This window comes from Pedobacter agri, assembly GCF_032678665.1.
GTDB classification, from domain to species: domain Bacteria; phylum Bacteroidota; class Bacteroidia; order Sphingobacteriales; family Sphingobacteriaceae; genus Pedobacter; species Pedobacter agri_A.
In genome coordinates this window covers 1-20,042 of record NZ_JAVTSH010000010.1, presented here as the reverse complement: position 1 = coordinate 20,042, position 20,042 = coordinate 1, and the positions used below count along the sequence as shown (strand labels likewise).

At 39.4% G+C, this 20,042-nt stretch carries 13 protein-coding genes; 7 read left to right on the top strand and 6 right to left on the bottom strand.

What is annotated here, in order from left to right:
- Positions 1 to 98 precede the first annotated feature (98 nt).
- Positions 99 to 512: a helix-turn-helix domain-containing protein gene (locus R2Q70_RS18875; RefSeq protein WP_316809103.1), complete on the bottom strand. Its 414-nt coding sequence runs from the start codon at positions 510 to 512 to the stop codon at positions 99 to 101.
- A gap of 187 nt (positions 513 to 699) precedes the next feature.
- Between R2Q70_RS18875 and R2Q70_RS18870 the strand changes: the two genes are divergently transcribed.
- A complete protein-coding gene (locus R2Q70_RS18870; RefSeq protein WP_316809102.1) occupies positions 700 to 1,467 on the top strand; it encodes an SDR family oxidoreductase in 768 nt (255 codons plus the stop codon).
- Positions 1,468 to 1,475: 8 nt separating this feature from the next.
- Positions 1,476 to 2,477, top strand: coding sequence for an NADP-dependent oxidoreductase (locus R2Q70_RS18865; protein ID WP_316809101.1), 1,002 nt, complete (start codon positions 1,476 to 1,478; stop codon positions 2,475 to 2,477).
- Between the two features lie 336 nt (positions 2,478 to 2,813).
- On the opposite strand, the gene R2Q70_RS18860 is transcribed toward R2Q70_RS18865, so the two are convergent.
- The 5 genes from R2Q70_RS18860 to R2Q70_RS18840 form a co-directional block, all read right to left on the bottom strand.
- Positions 2,814 to 4,742: an LTA synthase family protein gene (locus R2Q70_RS18860; RefSeq protein ID WP_316809100.1), complete on the bottom strand. Its 1,929-nt coding sequence runs from the start codon at positions 4,740 to 4,742 to the stop codon at positions 2,814 to 2,816.
- A gap of 279 nt (positions 4,743 to 5,021) precedes the next feature.
- Entirely contained in the window at positions 5,022 to 5,777 is a 756-nt protein-coding gene (locus R2Q70_RS18855; protein ID WP_316809099.1) for a phosphatase PAP2 family protein, read from the bottom strand.
- 51 nt (positions 5,778 to 5,828) lie between these two features.
- Complete coding sequence (locus R2Q70_RS18850) at positions 5,829 to 6,239, bottom strand: hypothetical protein (protein WP_316809098.1); 411 nt, start codon at positions 6,237 to 6,239, stop codon at positions 5,829 to 5,831.
- Positions 6,240 to 6,315: 76 nt separating this feature from the next.
- Positions 6,316 to 7,566, bottom strand: a complete 1,251-nt coding sequence (locus R2Q70_RS18845; RefSeq protein WP_316809097.1) for a sensor histidine kinase — start codon at positions 7,564 to 7,566, stop codon at positions 6,316 to 6,318.
- Positions 7,563 to 8,240 (bottom strand): response regulator transcription factor, encoded by a 678-nt coding sequence (locus tag R2Q70_RS18840; RefSeq protein WP_316809096.1) that lies wholly within the window; start codon positions 8,238 to 8,240, stop codon positions 7,563 to 7,565. The genes R2Q70_RS18845 and R2Q70_RS18840 overlap by 4 nt, the downstream gene beginning before the upstream one ends.
- Before the next feature lie 404 nt (positions 8,241 to 8,644).
- On the opposite strand from R2Q70_RS18840, the gene R2Q70_RS18835 reads away from it, so the two are divergent.
- The 5 genes from R2Q70_RS18835 to mnmE all read left to right on the top strand — a co-directional run bounded on the left by R2Q70_RS18835 (position 8,645) and on the right by mnmE (position 19,851).
- Positions 8,645 to 11,068 (top strand): TonB-dependent receptor domain-containing protein, encoded by a 2,424-nt coding sequence (locus R2Q70_RS18835; RefSeq protein WP_316809095.1) that lies wholly within the window; start codon positions 8,645 to 8,647, stop codon positions 11,066 to 11,068.
- Positions 11,069 to 11,421: 353 nt separating this feature from the next.
- On the top strand, positions 11,422 to 12,504 hold the full coding sequence (locus R2Q70_RS18830) for an efflux RND transporter periplasmic adaptor subunit (RefSeq protein WP_316809094.1): 1,083 nt from the start codon (positions 11,422 to 11,424) through the stop codon (positions 12,502 to 12,504).
- A gap of 24 nt (positions 12,505 to 12,528) precedes the next feature.
- Positions 12,529 to 15,699, top strand: a complete 3,171-nt coding sequence (locus tag R2Q70_RS18825) for an efflux RND transporter permease subunit (protein ID WP_316809093.1) — start codon at positions 12,529 to 12,531, stop codon at positions 15,697 to 15,699.
- Positions 15,692 to 17,125: a TolC family protein gene (locus R2Q70_RS18820; protein WP_316809092.1), complete on the top strand. Its 1,434-nt coding sequence runs from the start codon at positions 15,692 to 15,694 to the stop codon at positions 17,123 to 17,125. The genes R2Q70_RS18825 and R2Q70_RS18820 overlap by 8 nt, the downstream gene beginning before the upstream one ends.
- Before the next feature lie 1,367 nt (positions 17,126 to 18,492).
- Positions 18,493 to 19,851: a tRNA uridine-5-carboxymethylaminomethyl(34) synthesis GTPase MnmE gene (mnmE, locus tag R2Q70_RS18815; protein WP_316809091.1), complete on the top strand. Its 1,359-nt coding sequence runs from the start codon at positions 18,493 to 18,495 to the stop codon at positions 19,849 to 19,851.
- Positions 19,852 to 20,042: the final 191 nt, after the last annotated feature.

Below are 20,042 nucleotides of genomic sequence, written 5' to 3'. Positions count from 1 at the left end.
CCATGATTTGGAATGTAATTTAGCGTTAGTTCATTGTTTTTTTAATCGTTCTTTCAAAAATTTTTCTCTGTTAAAGAATAATGAGTTGGAGCAATTGGCTAGCTATTAATTAATAGTGCAACTTTTTGTTTCCTAATAAATGCTTCCTTATCTTTTTTAACCTCTTCGAGCATTGCTTTTCTTTCTATTGGCAATGAAAAATGTTTATCAGCCCATAAGTTGATTTCGATCATTAAAGGAAGCATATCAACACCTTTTTCGGTTAGTTTATATAGTACTTTGGCTTTGCTCTCTGGGTGGTCATGCTTTGTGATTATTCCATTCGTTTCCAGGGTTAGTAATCTCGAAGCCAAAATATTGGTCGCTATTTTTTCATCCGATTTCAGGAAGTCGCCATAAGTGCATTCTTTGGCAAACATCAAGTCCCGTACGATGAGTAATGACCACTTGTCTCCCCAAATGTCTAATGAGCTGCTAATAGGGCAATCAGACCTTTTTTTTGTATCCTTCATAAAATATTTATAAAATCACTTGCAAATTAAAAGTTGTTTATATATTTGAACTTGCAAAACGCAAGCAAATTTAAATAATTAAATTATAGAAGCAATGGAAACAACTGGAAATACATTATGCATCAGTTGTATAACTGTTACAATAGGTGCAGCGATATTTAAATAGCTAAAAATAATTCATAGCAAAATGGATTTAAAAGGAAAAACAATACTCATCACAGGCGGTGGTTCGGGTATAGGACTGGAAGCGGCAAGACAATTTTTGGAAATTGGGGCAAAGGTGATCATCACGGGCAGAAATCAGGATAAGTTAAATACTGCAAAGCAGTTGTATCCAGGTTTAATTGCCATACAAAGTGATGCAGGTAATGAGGAAGATGCCCTGTTGCTTTTCGACAAAGTTAAAGAAATTGGCGGGATTGATATACTGTACAACAATGCAGGTGTTGGCATTCCGCCTACCAATTTAGGGATAGCAAACGACCGGCATGTCAACGGAGCCGTTTATGAAATGGAGGTCAATTACTTTGGAATTATCCGGCTGAACAATATTTTTATGGAAATGCTTAAATCAAGAAAAGAATCGGCCATCATCAACACCACTTCCATCTTGAGCATTGTGCCATCAATGATAGAAGCTACTTATTCGGCATCAAAGTCTGCATTGGCTTTCTACACCAAATCGTTAAGAGGGCATCTGCAAATTTTGAACAGCAATGTAAAGGTTTTCGAATTGATGCCTCCGCTGGTAGATACGGAAATGGTTGCAGACCGCGATGATAAGAAAATAAGTCCCGAAAAATTGGTGAAGGAACTGATAAAGGGGTTGGAGAAAGACCAATATACCATTCGTGTTGGCGATACGAAGTTGATCTACGTATTGAACCGACTTTTCCCTAAATTGACATTTGAATTGATCAATCCAAAAAAATCAGCAGCAGCGTTAAAATCATAACCATCAGAATGAAAGCTTATACCATTAATAAATACGGAAAAACAGAGACATTACACCTTAACGATTTCCCTGTTCCGCAGGTTAAAGATAACGAGGTATTGATTGAGGTTCATGCATCAGGTTTAAACCTGTTGGACGCTAAAATAAAATCAGGGGAGTTTAAACTGATTTTACCTTATAAACTTCCTCTGGTATTAGGACACGATGTTGCGGGTGTGGTTACCAAGGTTGGTAAAAATGTAAAAAAATTCAATCTTGGCGATGAGGTTTATTCGCGGCCTGCTGATTTTCACATTGGTACATTTGCAGAATTTATTGCCATCAACGAAAAGGAGGTTGCCCTTAAGCCCAAAAAACTAACGATGGAGGAGGCGGCGTCAATTCCATTGGTAGCCCTGACCGCTTGGCAGGCGCTGGTTGAAAAAGCAAACCTTAAAAAAGGACAAAAGGTTTTCATTCAGGCAGGCTCTGGTGGTGTGGGAACAATTGCTATTCAATTGGCCAAACACCTGGCTGCTACAGTTGCCACGACGGCCAGTGAGAAAAGCTTTCCTCTACTTAAAACACTTGGTGCAGATGTACTTATTGATTATAAAACACAGGATTTCGCAGATATACTAAAAGACTATGATATTGTTTTGAATAGTCAGAATACGAAAACGCTTGAAAAATCAATCCGCATTCTAAAACCTGGAGGAAAGGCAGTTTCCATTTCTGGTCCGCCAACACCAGAATTTGCAAAAGAAGCAGGCGTGCCATGGTTTGTAAAAATAATCCTTAAACTTATTAGCAGCGGTATCCGCAAAAAAGCAAAAAAACAAAATGTTGATTATACTTTCTTATTTATGAAGGCAGAGGGTGAGCAATTAAGTAAAATCACTGCGCTTGTAGAGGCTGGTACTATCAAACCGATCGTAGACAAAGTATTTTCATTTGACCAAGCCAATGAAGCGTTGGCTTATGTTGAAAGTGGACGTGCTAAAGGGAAAGTAGTGCTGAAAGTGAAATAAAAGCTGCTAAATCCCTATCTACCAAAATTTTCAATACCGACTATTTTATCCCCTTATGCATGGACCCTGTCGCTTTTTTGGAAATTTACTTCAAAGAACATTTAAATGTCGAATTAATGGGCTTTCGGGTCTTAGCAGGATTTTTATTGTGCTTTCTGCTAGTAATCATTTAGTTATGTTTTACTGACCTGTTTTTTTGCCCGACGTCATTTAATGAACTAAAATTTCATGATGGAGCATTAACAATTAAGGAGATATAGTTATGGCTTTAAAAGTTTTATTGTTTATCTAATAAGTCGTAACGTAACAAAAGCAAAGTTATACCTGAAATGAGCATTATTTTGAATTCATTTGATATCCACCATTTGAATAGAGGTATGAGGCTAATTGGTAATTAGCAATGGCTTCATTTGTTAACCAGTTTTCTGAAAGAATTGATTTTGAGCTTCCTGTTTTAAAATTCGGAATAAATGTGCTCAACTTTTTATTCGGATCTAAGATCACTAGTTTGTTGTTTTTGATGTATCCTAAGCTTTGGTAAGTGCTAATAAATGCTCTTTGCTGTTCATCTTTCATTCTAAAAACATCCTGACCAAAGAATTTACTTTGGTAACTAAAATTCAGCAATCCAAGTATTGATGGACCAATATCAATCTGTGCAACAAGCTTTTCGAATTTTCCAGGTTTCACATGTTCCGGAGCATAGATAATCATTGGGATGTGGTATTTGTTAACCGGTAGCTCAACCTTTCCGGCACTTGATGCACAATGATCTGCAACAATTACAAAAAGTGTGTTCCTGAACCAAGGTTTGAGTTTTGCCTCTCTAATAAATTTACCAATGGCATAATCTGTATATTTTACGGCTCCTTCTCTACCCGTATGAGAAGGAATATCGATTCTTCTCTCTGGATAGGTATAAGGTCGATGGTTAGAAACAGTCATGATCTGTGCAAAAAATGGCTTTCCCTTTTTGTAATCTTTATCAAATTGTTTAAGTGAGAGCGTAAATAGATCTTCATCTGCCACGCCCCAAGTATTTTCGTAATGAATTTCCTTTTCGCTCAAGGCATTCCGGTCTGTTACTTCATATCCGTTCTGTGAGAAAAATTCATTCATATTATCAAAGTAACCATATCCGCCATAAATAAATCTGCTGTTGTAACCTTTTGATCGGAATACACTACCTAATGTAAATAAGTTTTTATTGTCTTGCCGTTTGACAATAGACTGCCCTGGTGTAGGAGGTATACAAAGTGATAAGGCTTCCAGGCCACGAACAGTTCTCGTTCCAGAAGCATAAAGATTTGTGAATAATAGACCTTGTTTCGCAAGTGAATCCAGATTAGGTGTAATGTTTTGAGTATTCCCATAACAGCTCAAGAAGTCCGCACTCAAACTTTCTACGCTAATCATGATAACGTTCATTCTTTTCTCTGCTGAATCACTATGGATATTTCTAATTGTGTTACAGTCTTTTTCATTACAAGGTATAAACCCAAGGTTTTTTCTAACAATCGATAATGATTCTTCAAGAGGAATTGTTTTATAAAAGGTATTGTAATCTAACTGGTTGTGCCAAAACGCAAAGCCGAAGTCGTACATTCCATTTCCAGAGAGCTCATTCACGTATTGGTTACCACTGTGATTTTTCCAGCTATGGTTAACCAGGAAATAGGAGGCAATGGGAGCCATAAGCATTAATAAAAAATATTTAGAGCGTGTAGCAAAGTGCATAGGAACGCCCGCAGATTCCCATATTTTCGCCCTTAGTAAATAGGTAACTAATGCAGAAACCATAACAAGAATTGTAACTAAAGTATTTATGGGGTATGATTGTCTGATATTTCCAATGACTTCAGTGGTATAAACCAGGTAGTCAACAGCAATAAAATTATATCGCACAGAAAATTCTTCCCAAAAAATCCATTCTGAAATCGAATTGAAGATAAGTGTAAACGCCACCACAAATAAATACACTATTAGGATGAGCTTATTCAGTTTTTTACCATACCATTTCGAGGGGAAAAACCACAGGTAGATCAACAACGGCAAAATTACATAAGAAGCGACAGATAGGTCATACAGGAAGCCAATTAAAAAAACTTTTAAAAGATTAAGGATTGACCAATCAAAAAAACTGGCAGAATAGATAAGCAGTGAGATGCGGGTAAGCAATGAAATGCTACATAGTAGGATTACGGCTAAAAGTATCGGCCCAAATCTGTATTGAAAAAGTGTTTTTCGTTTTTTTAAGCTGTTCATTTTATTGTTTACCTTTTTTGGCCAAAGGCCAAAGTTATGTTTGAATTCTGAAGAGAATCTGAATTTTCTATTGCTTCAACATTGCTGCAGATTTTGCTTGCATCCATTTACACAGCATTATTCCATAGGCCTGAAATTCATTGTTAGGCTTTCGATCAAGTTTGTAAATGCTCTTGTTGCGGAAGAGCTCAGTTTTAATACCGCCTATCATACCGGAAATGTGGTGATGATAGCACAGGATCTTGCCAATCAGCTAAAAATGATGATCGGACAGAACAATTAAAGTCTGTAGCTGAATTTATAACCTAAGTGGTGGTTCTCATAGATAGGGCTAAAACTAATGTTTTGATGATGCCCAGGTACACTAAGTAATCTTTTTATGTTTGGATAGAGGAGGTAACCGAGTTTTGTAGCCGCAATTCCAAATCCAGCACCAGCAACTACATCACTAAACCAGTGTTTATTGTTGTACATTCTCAATGTTCCGGTTGCTGCAGCTACAAAATACCCAGCATAGCCGATCCATGGAGACTTGTATTTGAACTCCTGGTAGAGAAATTCTGCGGCAGCGAAAGCCGACGCGGTATGTCCGGATGGAAACGAATTATATCCTGAACCGTCGGGGCGTATTCTGCCGATTCCCTTTTTAACCAGATGGGTTGAAATTCCCATGATCGTTGCTGAAGTAATATAAATCATTGATGCGTCAAACATGTTATGTTTGCCTTTAATGCCTGCAAGATTCAATCCGTAAACTGCAAGTGCAGGTGCAAATTGTGCATAGTCATCCAAGTGGTAGGCAAATCTTGGGTAATCTTCGCGAAGCTCAGCCTTTGTGCTGAGATCGAGCGCTTTTAAGGCACCCTGATCATAAATGCTAGCAAAACCATACCCGATAAGAACTGCAGGAGCAATAAAATGTACTACCTTAAATTTCTCTGGCTTGATTTCTTCTGAAGTATTTCTTGCGACATTGGGGTTTAGCCTAACTGTCGAAATGGTATCCTGTTGCTGCGCAAAACAAGTTGCTGCCATTATTACTAGAAGCAGGCTACCTGTTACTTTGTTTTTCAACCTCATGAACGGCTAAAATTTTACCGGATTTCCAATCGCATCAAATAAGAGGTCCTTGCCCTTTACTTCGGCCTCATAAATTACTTTACCATTCGCCTTTGTAATTTTTGCTGTTTCAGCAACTTTTTGATCTTTTAGCTTCTTTTTAACTACCGAGGGAAGCGCTGCAAATTTGATTTCTACTTCCGACTCGACAAAGTCCCCATTTGAAGTGTAAGCTTCACTCGTTTTTTTCTCATTTAAAATAAATTCAGCTTCAAAATTTTCATTTTCCTTACTCCAGCTTACTTTCGAAAGTTTGGGATGTGTTTTTGAAAAAGCCGATTTAACAGCAAAGGGGACTTTATTGGTATTGAGTTTTTGGGCTTTGATAGCTGTTGTAACAATTATCAACAATGCAATTACATAACTTATTTTCTTCATGGTTTATAGATTTTACTATAAAACTAGCAGTAGATTATGTAGCAATTCTGTAGTGATGATTTAAAGAGCGCATTATTTAAAATTTAATTAAAAACTGGTGATGGTTGCCAACATAGACATAGCTGATCGAATATCCATATAGTGTACAGATCTGTTTGCTGATGGCAAGACCAAGCCCTGTTCCTTCTGATGCTGCAGATTTGGAGAACCTCTCGAAAAGACGCTGCTCCAACTGACCAGTTTCTCCGGTATTGCTAATTTGAAGCTGATTGTTCGCTAAGGAAACAACAATTTCTCCACCCGGAATATTATGACGTATGGAGTTGGCTAGAAGGTTGTTCAATAGAATATCTGCCAGATAGCTACTCATGTTAACTGAACAATATTCTAAGTTTGAGGTTAAAGTTAAACCTTCCATTTCTAACAACTCATTAAAGAGTGCAATTTTATCTGCCAGTAGCTTTGATATGTCAATTTGCTGGATTTCTGGTATCAGGTTGTTTTCGATTTTTGCAAGCAGGAGTAAAGATTGGTTAAGTTTGATCAACCTGCCATTGGCATAATAGATATCTTTCAAGATTTCTCCCTGTGAGTCTGAAAAAGTACCGGTTTGCAGCAGCGAATCAAGCTTAGAGTTTACAATTGCGAGTGGTGTCATCATTTCGTGAGAGGCATTATCCGTAAAGCTTTTGAGTTCTTTATAATCCTGACGAACCCGAGAGGCCATAGCAACAGCCGATTCATTAAGTTCATTAAATTCATCTATATTGGTTGGTAACGCATCGATCTCTTCCTTTTGTGTCAAATTGAATGCTTTCATCATATTTAGCGTAGCATAAAATGGCCTCCATATACGACGTAAAACAAACCGGTTAATTAATAGCAGCGTGATCAGTAGCAAGACGGTTACGGTAATGGTAATTAAAAAAATCAACTGTACCAGATCTTCTGATTCTACCCTTGACTTACTGATAACGACCTGATAGTTCTCTTCGTTGACGACTACATTTGTTACCAGGCTTCTTCCTGGCTCATTTTCCTTTTCAGTTTCATCATAAAAGTTGTCAAAGATAAAGTCACGTTCAATTTTTTTATCCCGTTCTAGCAAACGATAGGTTACTTTTTGGTGGAGAAAATCTCCTGGATCTGGAAGTCTGCCATAATTTTTAACGTAAGACTCAATTTCTTTTTCCTCAATAACCAGGTCTTTATCAAGGTTTCTGGTTAGAATGAAATGGATAGCAACGTAATAAATTACCCCAGTAATAGTCAATATGATAAAGGAAGTAATCAGGTTTGCCCTATTGTATCGCTGCGCTAATTTCATATGCGCTCCAGTTTGTAACCTACACCATACATTGATTTGATGTAATCTTTAGCCCCGGCTTCTACCAATTTTTTCCTCAGGTTTTTGATGTGGGTATAAATGAAATCAAAATCATCCAACATATCAATTTCATCGCCCCACAAATGTTCAGCAATGGCATTTTTGCTAATAACTTTTCCTTGATTGGAAATAAAGTAGATGAGCAGGTCGTATTCCTTTTTGGTAAAAACGATTGCATTTTCATTAATTTTAACTTCCATTGCCAAAAGATCAATACTGATTTCATTGAATGATAGGAGGTTACTTCCGCTAAAGTTTTTTCTTCTTACAATAGCCATTATTCTGGCTTTTAGTTCTGAAAGATGGAAAGGTTTAACCAGATAATCGTCGGCGCCCATTTCAAGCCCATTAAGTTTATCATCTAGCGCCTGACGTGCTGAAATGATCAATACGCCTTCAGTTTTGTTCATCTTTTTCACCTCCGAAAGAATTTTTAATCCATCTCCTCCCGGAAGGGTAAGATCGAGTAGGATACAATCGTAGCTATAGAGCTTGATTTTCTCAATTCCGTTCCAATAGTCTGTAGCTACTTCACACAAGTTGCCTTCTTCTTTCAAATAGGAAACGATACTTTCCCTTAAAGCTTGTTCATCTTCTATAACCAATACCTTCATCAATGTAAAATAACGATTTAATTCTGTAGGAAATTAGTACTGATAAGATATTAAAAATTGTTTCTGCTGCAATACGCGTTGTACCTGCTAGCGTCTAAATTTCAAAAGGTTCTTTCAACATTTCGGCATTGGCTGGTATAACACCCAATAAAAAGTATGGCAACTGTTCTGATAGCTGTTGCCAAATTTCCATCAGCTCCCTTAATCTCAATTTTTGTAAAAAAAATGCAGTTGATGCCGCGAAAAAATGCCGATAGTATTTTATAAAATTTTACGCATAACAATTCAACTTCTAATTTTCAACAGATTTGCTTTTTAATTATGTAGAAAATTACAGAATCAGCTTACATATTTAATTTCTAATGCGCTATTATTCTCTATCTCTTATTTTTAATTTAAAAGCAATGCTTTTTATCAGGAAAGAAGTAGTTTTTGTTTTTCTACTGTTGTTTGTGGTGTTATGTGCCAATGCAAAGCAAGCGAAAGTTACCCTTTCCGGACTTGTGAAAGATTCAAAAACAAAGTCTTCCATCGAATATGTAAATATCACAGTTAAACAGAAAACAGATCAGAAGTTTGTAACAGGTACAATTAGCGATTCGTTGGGTCGTTTCAAGCTAGTAGATCTTTCATCTGGGAGTTATATCCTGGAATTTAGTATTGTAGGTTATCAGAAAAAAAGTAAAGAGGTTACGATAGGTACACTGAATGCATTTTTAGATTTGGGGGAAATTATTCTTTTAGAAGATTTGCAGACATTAAGTGCAATTACAGTAGTTGGATCGGGAAGTGCAGATGGTTTATCTAATAAGATGGATAAGAAGATATTTACGCTTGGTAATAATGTGGCGCAGTCTGGTGGTTCTGTTTTACAGGCTATGCAAAATTTACCAGGGGTAACCTTGCAGGATGGTAAGATCCAGCTTCGGGGAAATGATAAGGTTGCAGTTTTGGTAGATGGGAAGCAGAATGCGATGACAGGTTTTGATAGCCAAACTGGCTTGGATAATATTCCAGCGTCTGCAATTGAAAAGATTGAAATCATTAATAATCCATCTTCAAAATATGATGCGAATGGAAATGCCGGGATCATCAACATCATTTATAAAAAGAACAAACAAGAAGGATTTAACGGAAAAATTGGACTAACTACTGGTCTTGGTTCACTTTGGGAACGAAGAGAAAATCTACCATCCATCCGGCCACAATTTCAGGCAACGCCAAAAATCAATCCTTCGCTTTCATTAAATTACAGAAAAAATAAATTAAACACATTTTTGCAGGGCGATTACTTGTACACGCAAACTTTAAATAGGAATGAGTTTGCAACCAGAACTTACAACGACGGAACAATAATCAATCAACAAGTAAAAAGAAACAGAACAACAGATTACACTACCGTAAAATCAGGTGTTGACTGGAATCCAGATGAGCAGAATTCCTTCACTTTTTCTGGCTATTTTAATCGGGAAAAAATAATAGACCGTGGTGATATTCCCTATTTCAACGGAAATTTTTCTCAAAGATTAAGATTGTGGCAGTTTTTAGAAGACGAAGTTAAGTATACAGTTACTGGCTCAGCCAACTACCAGCATAAATTTGCTCAACCTGGTCATTTACTGAATATGGGCTTTAATTATACCTGGCATAGGGAAGATGAAAAATATTTCTTCACCAACATTATGCCTACTTTTACTGGCGAAGATTCTTTTGCTTTGCTATCAGATGAACATGTAGCAGATTTTAATTTAGATTACATCAAACCACTAAAGCAAGGAAGAATTGAAATGGGCTTAAAGTTCAGAAGGAGAACCATACCAACAGATATGCAATTTTTCCCTGGACTAAATTCGCCAATTGATGTAAATGCTGGCGGATGGGCAGATTATAAGGAAACTATTCCTGCGGCTTATGCGAATTATGTGCTGGAAACCAATCATTTCGAAATGGAAGCCGGGTTAAGGTTTGAATATGTTAAGGTACAGTATGATGTAAATCCAAACCACAATACCTATCAGAGTGACGGCTACGATTACGCTCGTCCGTTTCCAAATCTTAGGCTAGCCTATAAAATTGACAATAACAACAAACTTTCCATATTCTACAACAGAAGGGTGGATAGACCAAATGAAGTTGATATCCGTATTTTTCCAAAATATGATGAACCAGAATTGTTAAAAGTTGGTAACCCGACCCTGCGCCCACAGTTTACCAATACTGTAGAACTAGGCTACCGGTTAAACTGGAAAAAGGGAAATATCTATTTTTCACTTTATCACAAAATGATCAATGCAACAATTACTCGAATTGCAACGCAGGTTCCAGGCAACACCATTTTGTATAACATTTTCCAGAATGCTGGAAGGAGCTACCAAACAGGAGGCGAGGTTGTTTTTCAACAGGAACTTGCTCCTTGGTATGCATTTAATACAAGTGCAGCAATCTATCGTAATCAAATCAATGCGTTCACGATAACCAATAGATATCCTGTGCCAACGATCTATAATATGCCTGAAGAAAGTACTACATCTGGGAATTTTAAGCTCAATAATATGTTCAAGCTTAAAGGACAGACACAGATCCAGCTTTCGGGCGTTTATCTGGCTAAAGATATTATTCCACAGGGAACAATTGGCTCAAGGTTTTCAGTGGATTTAGGTGTTAAAAAACAGATTCAAAAAGGAAAAGGTGAATTCTTTTTGAATGGAACGGATATCTTGGGTACACTCAAAACAAAAAGAAATATTATAGGCAACGGTTTTAGCTATAGCAGTATAGATTATTTAGAAACACAGGTTTTTAGGCTAGGTTATGGTTATAAGTTTTAAACTACTTTATCATCACAGCTTTAATCAAATCGTCGACAAAAGGATTTACGTTTTGCACCGCAACTGACCCTTCAACAGGGCAAGAGATTTAAGAATCTTTTGCCCTGTTTTTATTTTCCTCTAATTTTTTACTTATTAGGTAATACGCTGAAAATTTCGGTCACTAAAGCGGTTTATCTTGTTCGCATCAATCCCAAAAGCCAACTTCATTATAACTTCATAATTCGATGGTTATTTCGCATAAGAATTAAAAGGCGGCAGATGCCGTTCGATCGGAAATATACAATTGAATATCCGTTCTGCCTTAAATTCTGAAAATATAAATCAATCAGATAAAAAATCCCAGTAAAACGATGAAAACGACTATCGTGTATTTTGGCCTGTTTGCGTTGCTCTTAGCAAGCGGGTGTAATCAGGAAAAAGAAGAAAAAGAAGAAGTGGCTACCTATGCCGCAACTGCTCCCTTAATGATGGATACTTCCTTTACCAAAGAATATGTTTCACAGATTAAATCGGTTCGGAACATCGAGGTGAGGGCACAAGAGAAAGGTTATCTGCAAAATATTTATGTTGATGAAGGTCAGCAAGTGAAGGCAGGCCAGTTGTTGTTTAAGATTATGCCTAAAGCTGCACAATCAGAGTTACTGAAAGCACAGGCGGAAAAAAAATCGGCTGAGATTGAGTTAGAGAATACCAAATTACTTTCGGATAAAAATATCGTATCAAAAAACGAACTGGCGCTGGCGAAAGCGAAATTGCAATCGTCAAACGCCGAAACTTCGCTGGCTAAATTCCATCTTTCAAATACCGAAATCAGGGCGCCATTTGCAGGCACCATCGACCGTATTCCTTTAAAGTTGGGTAGTTTGGTTGATGATGGTGCATTGCTGACCAGCCTTTCTGATAATAGTCAGGTTTTTGCTTACTTCAATGTTTCAGAGCCGGAATATTTAAACTATCAAAGCGCTGCAAAAGCCAAAGGACAACAGGAAGTGGGTTTGCTTCTGGCGAACAATGAATTGCTAAAAACCAAAGGTAAGGTAGAAGTGATTGAAAGTGAGTTCGACAATGAAACCGGAAACATTGCTTTCAGGGCGAGGTTTAACAATGCCGATAACCTGCTTCGCAACGGTGAAACCGGTAAAATTCAAATGGTTGTTCCACTGAAAAATGCGATGGTTATTCCACAGAAAGCCACATACGATATTCAGGATAAAACTTATGTTTTTGTAATTGATAAAAACAATAAGGTACATTCCAGGGCCATTACCATTGTTGGCGACCTGCCGGATTTATATATCGTAGGCGATGGCCTCACTACCGGCGACAAAATATTACTTGAAGGCGTACAGAAAGTTAAAGATGATGACAAAATCGCTTTCAAATTTCAACAGCCCAAAGAAGTAATGAAACAATTGAGACTGAAAACAGAATAATCCCAGCACCTTCATATTTATATTATGTTTAGCAAGTTTATACAAAGGCCCGTCCTTTCTATAGTGATATCGCTTATAATTGTTTTTCTCGGGGTTTTAGCCATCAACTTTCTTCCGGTTACACAATTTCCTTCCATTTCGCCGCCTAAGGTGAACATCACGGCTGAGTACCCGGGCGCAAACAATGAGTTATTAATTAAATCGGTCGTAATTCCGCTAGAGCGGGCACTAAACGGCGTACCGGGCATGAAATACATCGCTTCGGATGCTGGTAACGATGGTGAAGCTTCCATTCAGGTGGTATTTAATTTGGGTACCGATCCCAATCAGGCATCGCTGAATGTTCAGAACAGGGTAGCGGCAGTAACCAACAAACTTCCACCACTTGTGGTTCGTGAGGGCGTTAAAATTACCCGTGAAGAATCGAGCATGCTAATGTACATTAATTTGTATAGCAAGGATCCGAAAATGAACCAGAACTTCCTGTACAACTATGCTGATATCAATCTGTTATCAGAGTTGAAAAGGGTAGATGGGGTTGGTTTTGCAGATATCCTGGGCGACCGAGATTATGCGATGCGCATCTGGTTAAAACCTGACCGCATGCAGGCTTACAAAATTTCAGTTGATGAAGTGATGAAAGCACTGGATGAGCAAAGTTTAGAAGCTTCTCCAGGTAAAACGGGCGAAAGTTCGGGTAAAAGATCGCAGGCTTTTGAATATGTATTGAAATATTCTGGTCGTTACAATACCAAAGAACAATACGGCAACATCGTTCTTCGTGCCAATGCTGCGGGCGAACTACTTCGTTTAAAAGACGTGGCCGATGTTGATTTTAGTGCTGCGGCATACAATTTATACTCCACCTTAAACGGAAAAGCTTCGGCAGCAATTGTACTGAAACAATCTTACGGCAGTAATGCCAGTCAGGTTATTAAAGATGTTAAGGCTAAAATGGCTGAAATTAAATCTACTTCTTTTCCAAAAGGGCTGGATTATGAAATCAGTTATGATGTTTCAAAATTCCTTGATGCATCGATAGAAAAGGTTATCCATACCCTTGTTGAAGCATTTATCCTGGTGGGTTTAGTGGTATTCCTGTTTCTTGGTGATTGGCGCTCAACGCTTATTCCAGCCATTGCTGTTCCGGTTTCACTGATTGGTACGTTTGTATTTATGCAGTTCTTCGGGATTACGCTGAACCTAATTACCTTATTTGCCCTCGTTCTGGCGATTGGTGTGGTGGTGGATGATGCGATTGTGGTGATTGAGGCGGTGCATGCTAAAATGGAACTCGACAGACGATTATCTGTTCTAAAAGCCACGCAACAGGCCATGAAAGAAATTGGCGGGGCCATTATTGCGATTACCTTTTTAATGGCTTCGGTATTTATACCAGTGGCCTTTATGTCGGGACCGGTAGGGATTTTCTATCGCCAGTTTTCCATTACAATGGCTACGGCAATCATCCTTTCAGGTATTGTCGCCTTAACGCTTACACCAGCCTTGTGCGCCATTATGCTTAAAAACCATCACGGTTCAAATCATAAAAAATCGGTTATCGACTGGTTTCTTGATCGCTTTAACAATGGGTTTGCCAAGCTTTCAGGGAAATATGAATGGATATTAACCCGTGTGGTTACCAGAAGGCTATTCACTTTTGGTATTCTGATTGCCTTCTGTTTGGGTGTTTGGGGATTGAGCAGCAGTGTTCCTTCAGGTTTTATTCCAAATGAAGATCAGGGTATGGTTTACGCCATTATCCAAACCCCTCCGGGATCTACTTTAGAGCGTACCGATCAGATTGCAGAGAAACTGCAAAAAATGTGTGAAGACATTGATGGCGTGAAATCTGTTTCCTCACTGGCCGGTTATGAAATCCTGACGGAGGGTACAGGATCTAATTCAGGTACCTGTTTAATTAACCTAAAAGACTGGAGCGAACGTAAACATTCGGCTGCCGAGATTATCGAAGAACTGGAAGAGAAATCAAAAAACATTCCGGGGGCAACCATCGAGTTTTTCCAGCCACCAGCGGTTCCGGGTTATGGTGCGGCAGGTGGTTTCGAACTTCGCTTACTGGATAAAGCGGGAAGTGGCGATTACAAAAAAATGGAAACCGTGGGGAATGATTTCGTAAAAGCACTTAACCAGCGCAAGGAGCTTTCATCGGTGTTTACTTTTTACAGTGCAAGTTTTCCTCAGTACATGCTTAATGTAGATAATGATATCGCACAGCAAAAGGGCGTGAGCATTGATAACGCGATGAATACTTTATCAACCTTTGTGGGTAGTAATTATGAAACCAGTTTTATCAAATACGACCGCCAGTACAAAGTAATTGTTCAGGCTTTGCCGCAATACCGGGCGTTGCCGGAGGATATTTTAAAACTATCGGTTAAAAATGACCGTGGTGAAATGGTGCCTTTCTCGGCTTTTATTAAAATGCAACGGGTTTATGGCTTATCAGAAATTACAAGGCATAACATGTACAATGCTTCAGAAATCAGCGGACAAAGTGCGCCGGGTTACAGTTCGGGAGAGGCCATTAATGCCATTACCGAGGTTGCTGCGAAAACATTACCAAGGGGATTTGGAATTGACTGGGCAGGTATTTCTAAAGATCAGGTATCCAGAGGGAATGGTGCCATTTATATTTTCCTGATCTGTTTGGGCTTTGTTTACCTGGTGCTGGCCGCACAGTATGAAAGTTTCATTTTACCACTTTCGGTAATTCTTTCGCTGCCTGCAGGTATTTTCGGCGCATTTCTGTTCTTAAAGATTCTGGGTTTGGAAAACAACATTTATGCACAGGTGGCGATGGTGATGCTGATTGGTTTGCTGGGTAAGAATGCGGTGCTGATTGTGGAGTTTGCGGCGCAGCGGCATAGCCAGGGTTTGAGTATTGTAAAAGCAGCGATGGAAGGTGCGATGGTGCGTTTCCGTCCGATTTTAATGACCTCTTTTGCCTTTATTGCCGGCCTTATTCCATTGATGATTGCCTCCGGACCAGGAAAAATCGGCAACAGAACCATTGGTTCGGCTGCCGCGGGCGGTATGCTTTTCGGAACCATATTCGGTGTGGTGATCATCCCCGGATTGTATTACATTTTTGGTACCATCGCTGCCAAGCACAAACTCATCAAAATAGAAGAAGAACATCCATTAACTGAAGAAGTAGAAGACAATGTTTAAGTTTAATCGATATAAAATTGTTGGTTTGGCGGCGCTGTGCGCTGTATACAGTGCCTGTAAAGTGCCTGAATTTGCCCAACGAAATGAAAATAAAAATGTTCCTGCAAGTTTTGGTCAGGCTGCAGACACCACCAGTACCGGAGCTGTGCAATGGCGTAACTTTTTTACCGATCCGCATCTGATCAGCCTGATTGATACAGCATTAAAAAACAACCAGGAATTAAACATCACTTTGCAGGAAATTGAGCTTGCGAAAAATGAAATCAAGGCCAGGAAGGGAGAACTTTTACCTACTGTTGGATATCGTATTGGTGCAGGCGTGGAAAAAGTTGGTCGTTATACCAGTGCAGGAGCGGGTGATGCATCGACCGAGATTACTCCGGGAAAAGGCGTTCCGGATGTGCTGCCGGATTATGCTTTTGGTTTACAGGCGAACTGGGAAGCTGATATCTGGCATAAACTTCGCAACGCCAAACAAGCGGCGGTTACCCGTTATCTTTCCACCGTTGAAGGTAAAAACTTCGTGGTTACCAATCTGATTTCAGAAATTGCCAATTCTTATTATGAACTGCTGGCGCAGGATAACCAGCTGGAGATTGTAAAGCAGAACATCGCGTTACAAAGCAATGCACTGGAGCTGATGAAAATTCAGAAACAGGCCACCCGGGTTACAGAATTAGCAGTTCGTAAATTCGAAGCGGAGGTTTTAAGCTCTAAAAGTCTGGAGTTTGATATTCAACAAAACATCACGGAAACGGAGAATAAGATCAATTTTTTACTGGGTCGATTCCCTCAGCCAATCATCCGCGATCGTAATGCCTTTAATAACCTGGTTCCGCCAACGGTTCAGGCCGGCCTGCCCTCGCAATTGTTGGCCAATCGCCCCGATATAAAACAGGCGGAGCTTGATTTAGCAGCTTCGAAACTGGATGTGAAGGTAGCCAAAGCACAGTTTTATCCCTCTTTAGGGATTTCAGCGAGCATTGGTTATCAGGCTTTCAATCCATCTTATCTGTTGAGGACACCTGAGTCGATCATGTATTCACTGGCTGCAGACTTAGCCGGTCCACTGATTAACAGGAATGCGATTAAGGCTTCGTATGCAGCAGCAAATGCCAAACAGTTGCAGGCGGTTTACAATTATGAACGCAGTATTTTGAATGGTTATATCGATGTAGCAAACCAGTTGTCGAACATCAGTAATTTGCAAAAAAGTTATGATCTAAAATCAAAACAGGTGGCCGCTTTAACGCAGTCGATTGATATTTCAAATGATTTATTCCGGGCAGCCCGGGCAGATTATTTCGAAGTTTTAATGACACAACGTGATGCTTTGCAATCGAAACTTGAACTGATTGAAACCAAAAAGCAACAACTGAATGCCGTGGTGAATATTTATCATGCACTGGGTGGAGGTTGGAATTAATCGGGTTTGCTGATATGACGGGTGATTATTTATTTTTCATACCGTCATCTCAACCGTAGCGGAGAGATCTTTTTAACCAGGTTCTGGAAGTGGGAGGGGGAAACTCCCCTCCTTATTTTCAAGGAGGGGTGGGGTTGGTTGATTGAGTTAACCTCTTAACTAGATTTTTATGTGCCTCATCGGCGGCGGCCTCCTACTTTTCCCTTGATGGAAAAGTAGCAAAAGATCAAGGCTTCCCGAAGACTCGGGACAGGAGGATCTGATGTTGGTTAAGCTCGTCGAAACTTTATTGGCAACAGCGGACTAGGTCGGATGGAAAATCCGACTTGCCGCTGTTTTAGTTACTGAATAATGAGCGTTTGGGCACAAGTTTCAACTGCTTTCCCTTCCATCATCTCCTATGCCGTGTAGCATGGAGCAAGAAAAACCTATGCCGTGTTGCATTGTGCCTATGGAAGTTGGTCATTTGTTTTTCGTAACGTCATCTCGACCGCAGTGGAGATCTTTTTTACCGTCATTGCGAAGGAAGCTTTTCAGCTGACTTTGGCAATCTACTCTTTTGCGCCGTAAGTATTTAATTTTTAAACATATAGGCATTTAGAATATATAGTTTTTCTGTAATCCCTTATGTCATTGCGAAGCCTATTTTTCATGGGGCTGTGGCAATCTTACCGTTTAAGATGTAAAACCATTTTCAGGTTTTGAACCATATAGGCATTTAGAACATATAGTTTTTCTGTAAACCCCTACGTCATTGCGAAGCCTATTTTTCATGGGCTGTGGCAATCTTTTCGTTTACGAGAGGTGTCCAATCAACCGATGTCGTCAGGTAATGTTTTTCATATAGCGATTTAAGGCGATCGCTATCCCCCTTTGGGGGAGCCTGTCCCGATCCTTCGGGAGGCGGGGGAGGATTGCGTGAATATAATTCGCGGAATTTTGCACCAGTTTCAACTGCTTTCCCTTCAATCATCTCCTATGCCGTGTTGCATTGTGCCTATGGAAGTTGGTCATTTGTTTTTCGTACCGTCATCTCGACCGCAATGGAGAGATCTTTTTCACCAGATTATAAAACGATGGGGGAAAACTCCCCTCCTTATTTTCAAGGAGGGGCGGGGGGGGTTACTTTATTTTATGTGGCCCATCAGTTGTGACCCCCGTGCAAACGGAAATCTTAAGCGCTTGATGCTTCAATTTATTATATATTTTGGGTTAATAGAGCCTTTCGCTTTTAAGTCATGCCATCATGACAATTACGTTTTCTCTCTTGAAGCCCACTTGTGAAAAACCATAAGGTGATAAAAAATTACCTTATGTTCACGATATACCACTGAAATAGCTTTATTTTTGCGGTTCGAAACATAAACATGAACAATCAAGATACCATTATTGCTTTGTCAACCCCCTCTGGTTCAGGTGCCATCGGCGTGATCCGCCTCTCTGGTCCGGATGCCATTTCACTCACCAACAGTGTTTTTGCAGGAAAGGATTTAGAGAAACAGGCCTCGCATACCTTGCATTTCGGCCTGGTAAAAGATGGAAATCAGATTGTTGATGAGGTGGTGGCTGGATTATTTGTTGCGCCAAAATCGTATACCAAAGAAAACGTAGTGGAGATTTCCTGCCACGGATCAAACTACATCATTCAGCAGATTATCAATCTGTTGATCAGCAAGGGTGCCAGGGCTGCAAAGCCTGGAGAATTTACCCTGCGGGCATTTTTGAATGGTGCTTTTGATTTAAGTCAGGCAGAAGCGGTGGCCGACCTCATCGCGTCCAACTCTAAAGCTTCACATGATGTGGCCATGCAGCAGATGCGTGGTGGTTTTGCCAATGAGCTGAAGGCTTTACGGGAACAGCTGATCCATTTTGCTTCCATGATCGAACTTGAACTTGATTTTGCGGAAGAAGATGTGGAGTTTGCCAACCGCGAACAACTGACCAATCTGGTGAATAAAATTAATCATGTTTTGCGTCGCCTCATCTCTTCTTTTGAGATGGGTAACGTGATTAAAAATGGTGTTCCGATTGTGATTGCCGGCAAACCAAATGTTGGTAAGTCGACATTGCTGAATGCTTTATTAAACGAAGAAAGGGCAATTGTTTCAGATATTGCCGGCACTACCCGTGATACGATTGAAGATGAATTGACGATAGGCGGCATTGTTTTTCGTTTTATTGATACGGCGGGTATCCGCGATACGGCAGATATTATTGAAGCCCTGGGTGTGGAACGTACTCTGGAAAAAATGAAGCAGGCTAAACTGATTATTTATATGGCGGATGCGGCTCAAAGCATTGCCGAAATAGAAGAGCAGGTGAGGGGATTGGCCCAATTGCAAATTCCTTATCTGATTTTGGTTAACAAGGCAGATTTGATCTCATCTGAACAACGTAAGGCTTTTGAAAACCTGAATGTGGTATTCATTTCTGCTAAAGAAAAATTGGGTATCGATGCATTGAAGGATACTTTGCTCGAACAGGTTAATCTGCACCACATTAATACCAGTGAGACTCTGGTTACCAATATTCGCCACGTGGAAGCACTGAAACAAACTGAAAATGCTCTGCAAAGGGTGTTAGATAATGTAGACAATCCAGTAACTTCTGATTTTCTGGCGATGGATATTAAACAGGCCCTTCATTACCTCGGCGAAATTACCGGAACGGTGACTACCGATGATTTGCTGGAAAACATATTCACGAAGTTTTGTATCGGTAAATAGTTAGGACAATTCAAGCATAACTGCGACAAGTTATGACAACTAAATCGCTAATTATTAATTAATTAGCGATTTTTTTTATTTCTGATATTTTGCTACTTAGCACAGTTTTGCATAAATTTGGTACATATATCGTTACGTTTTAAAAATTTAAAATTTAAATCTGCGTTGTATGTTTAATGTGAGAAATTAGT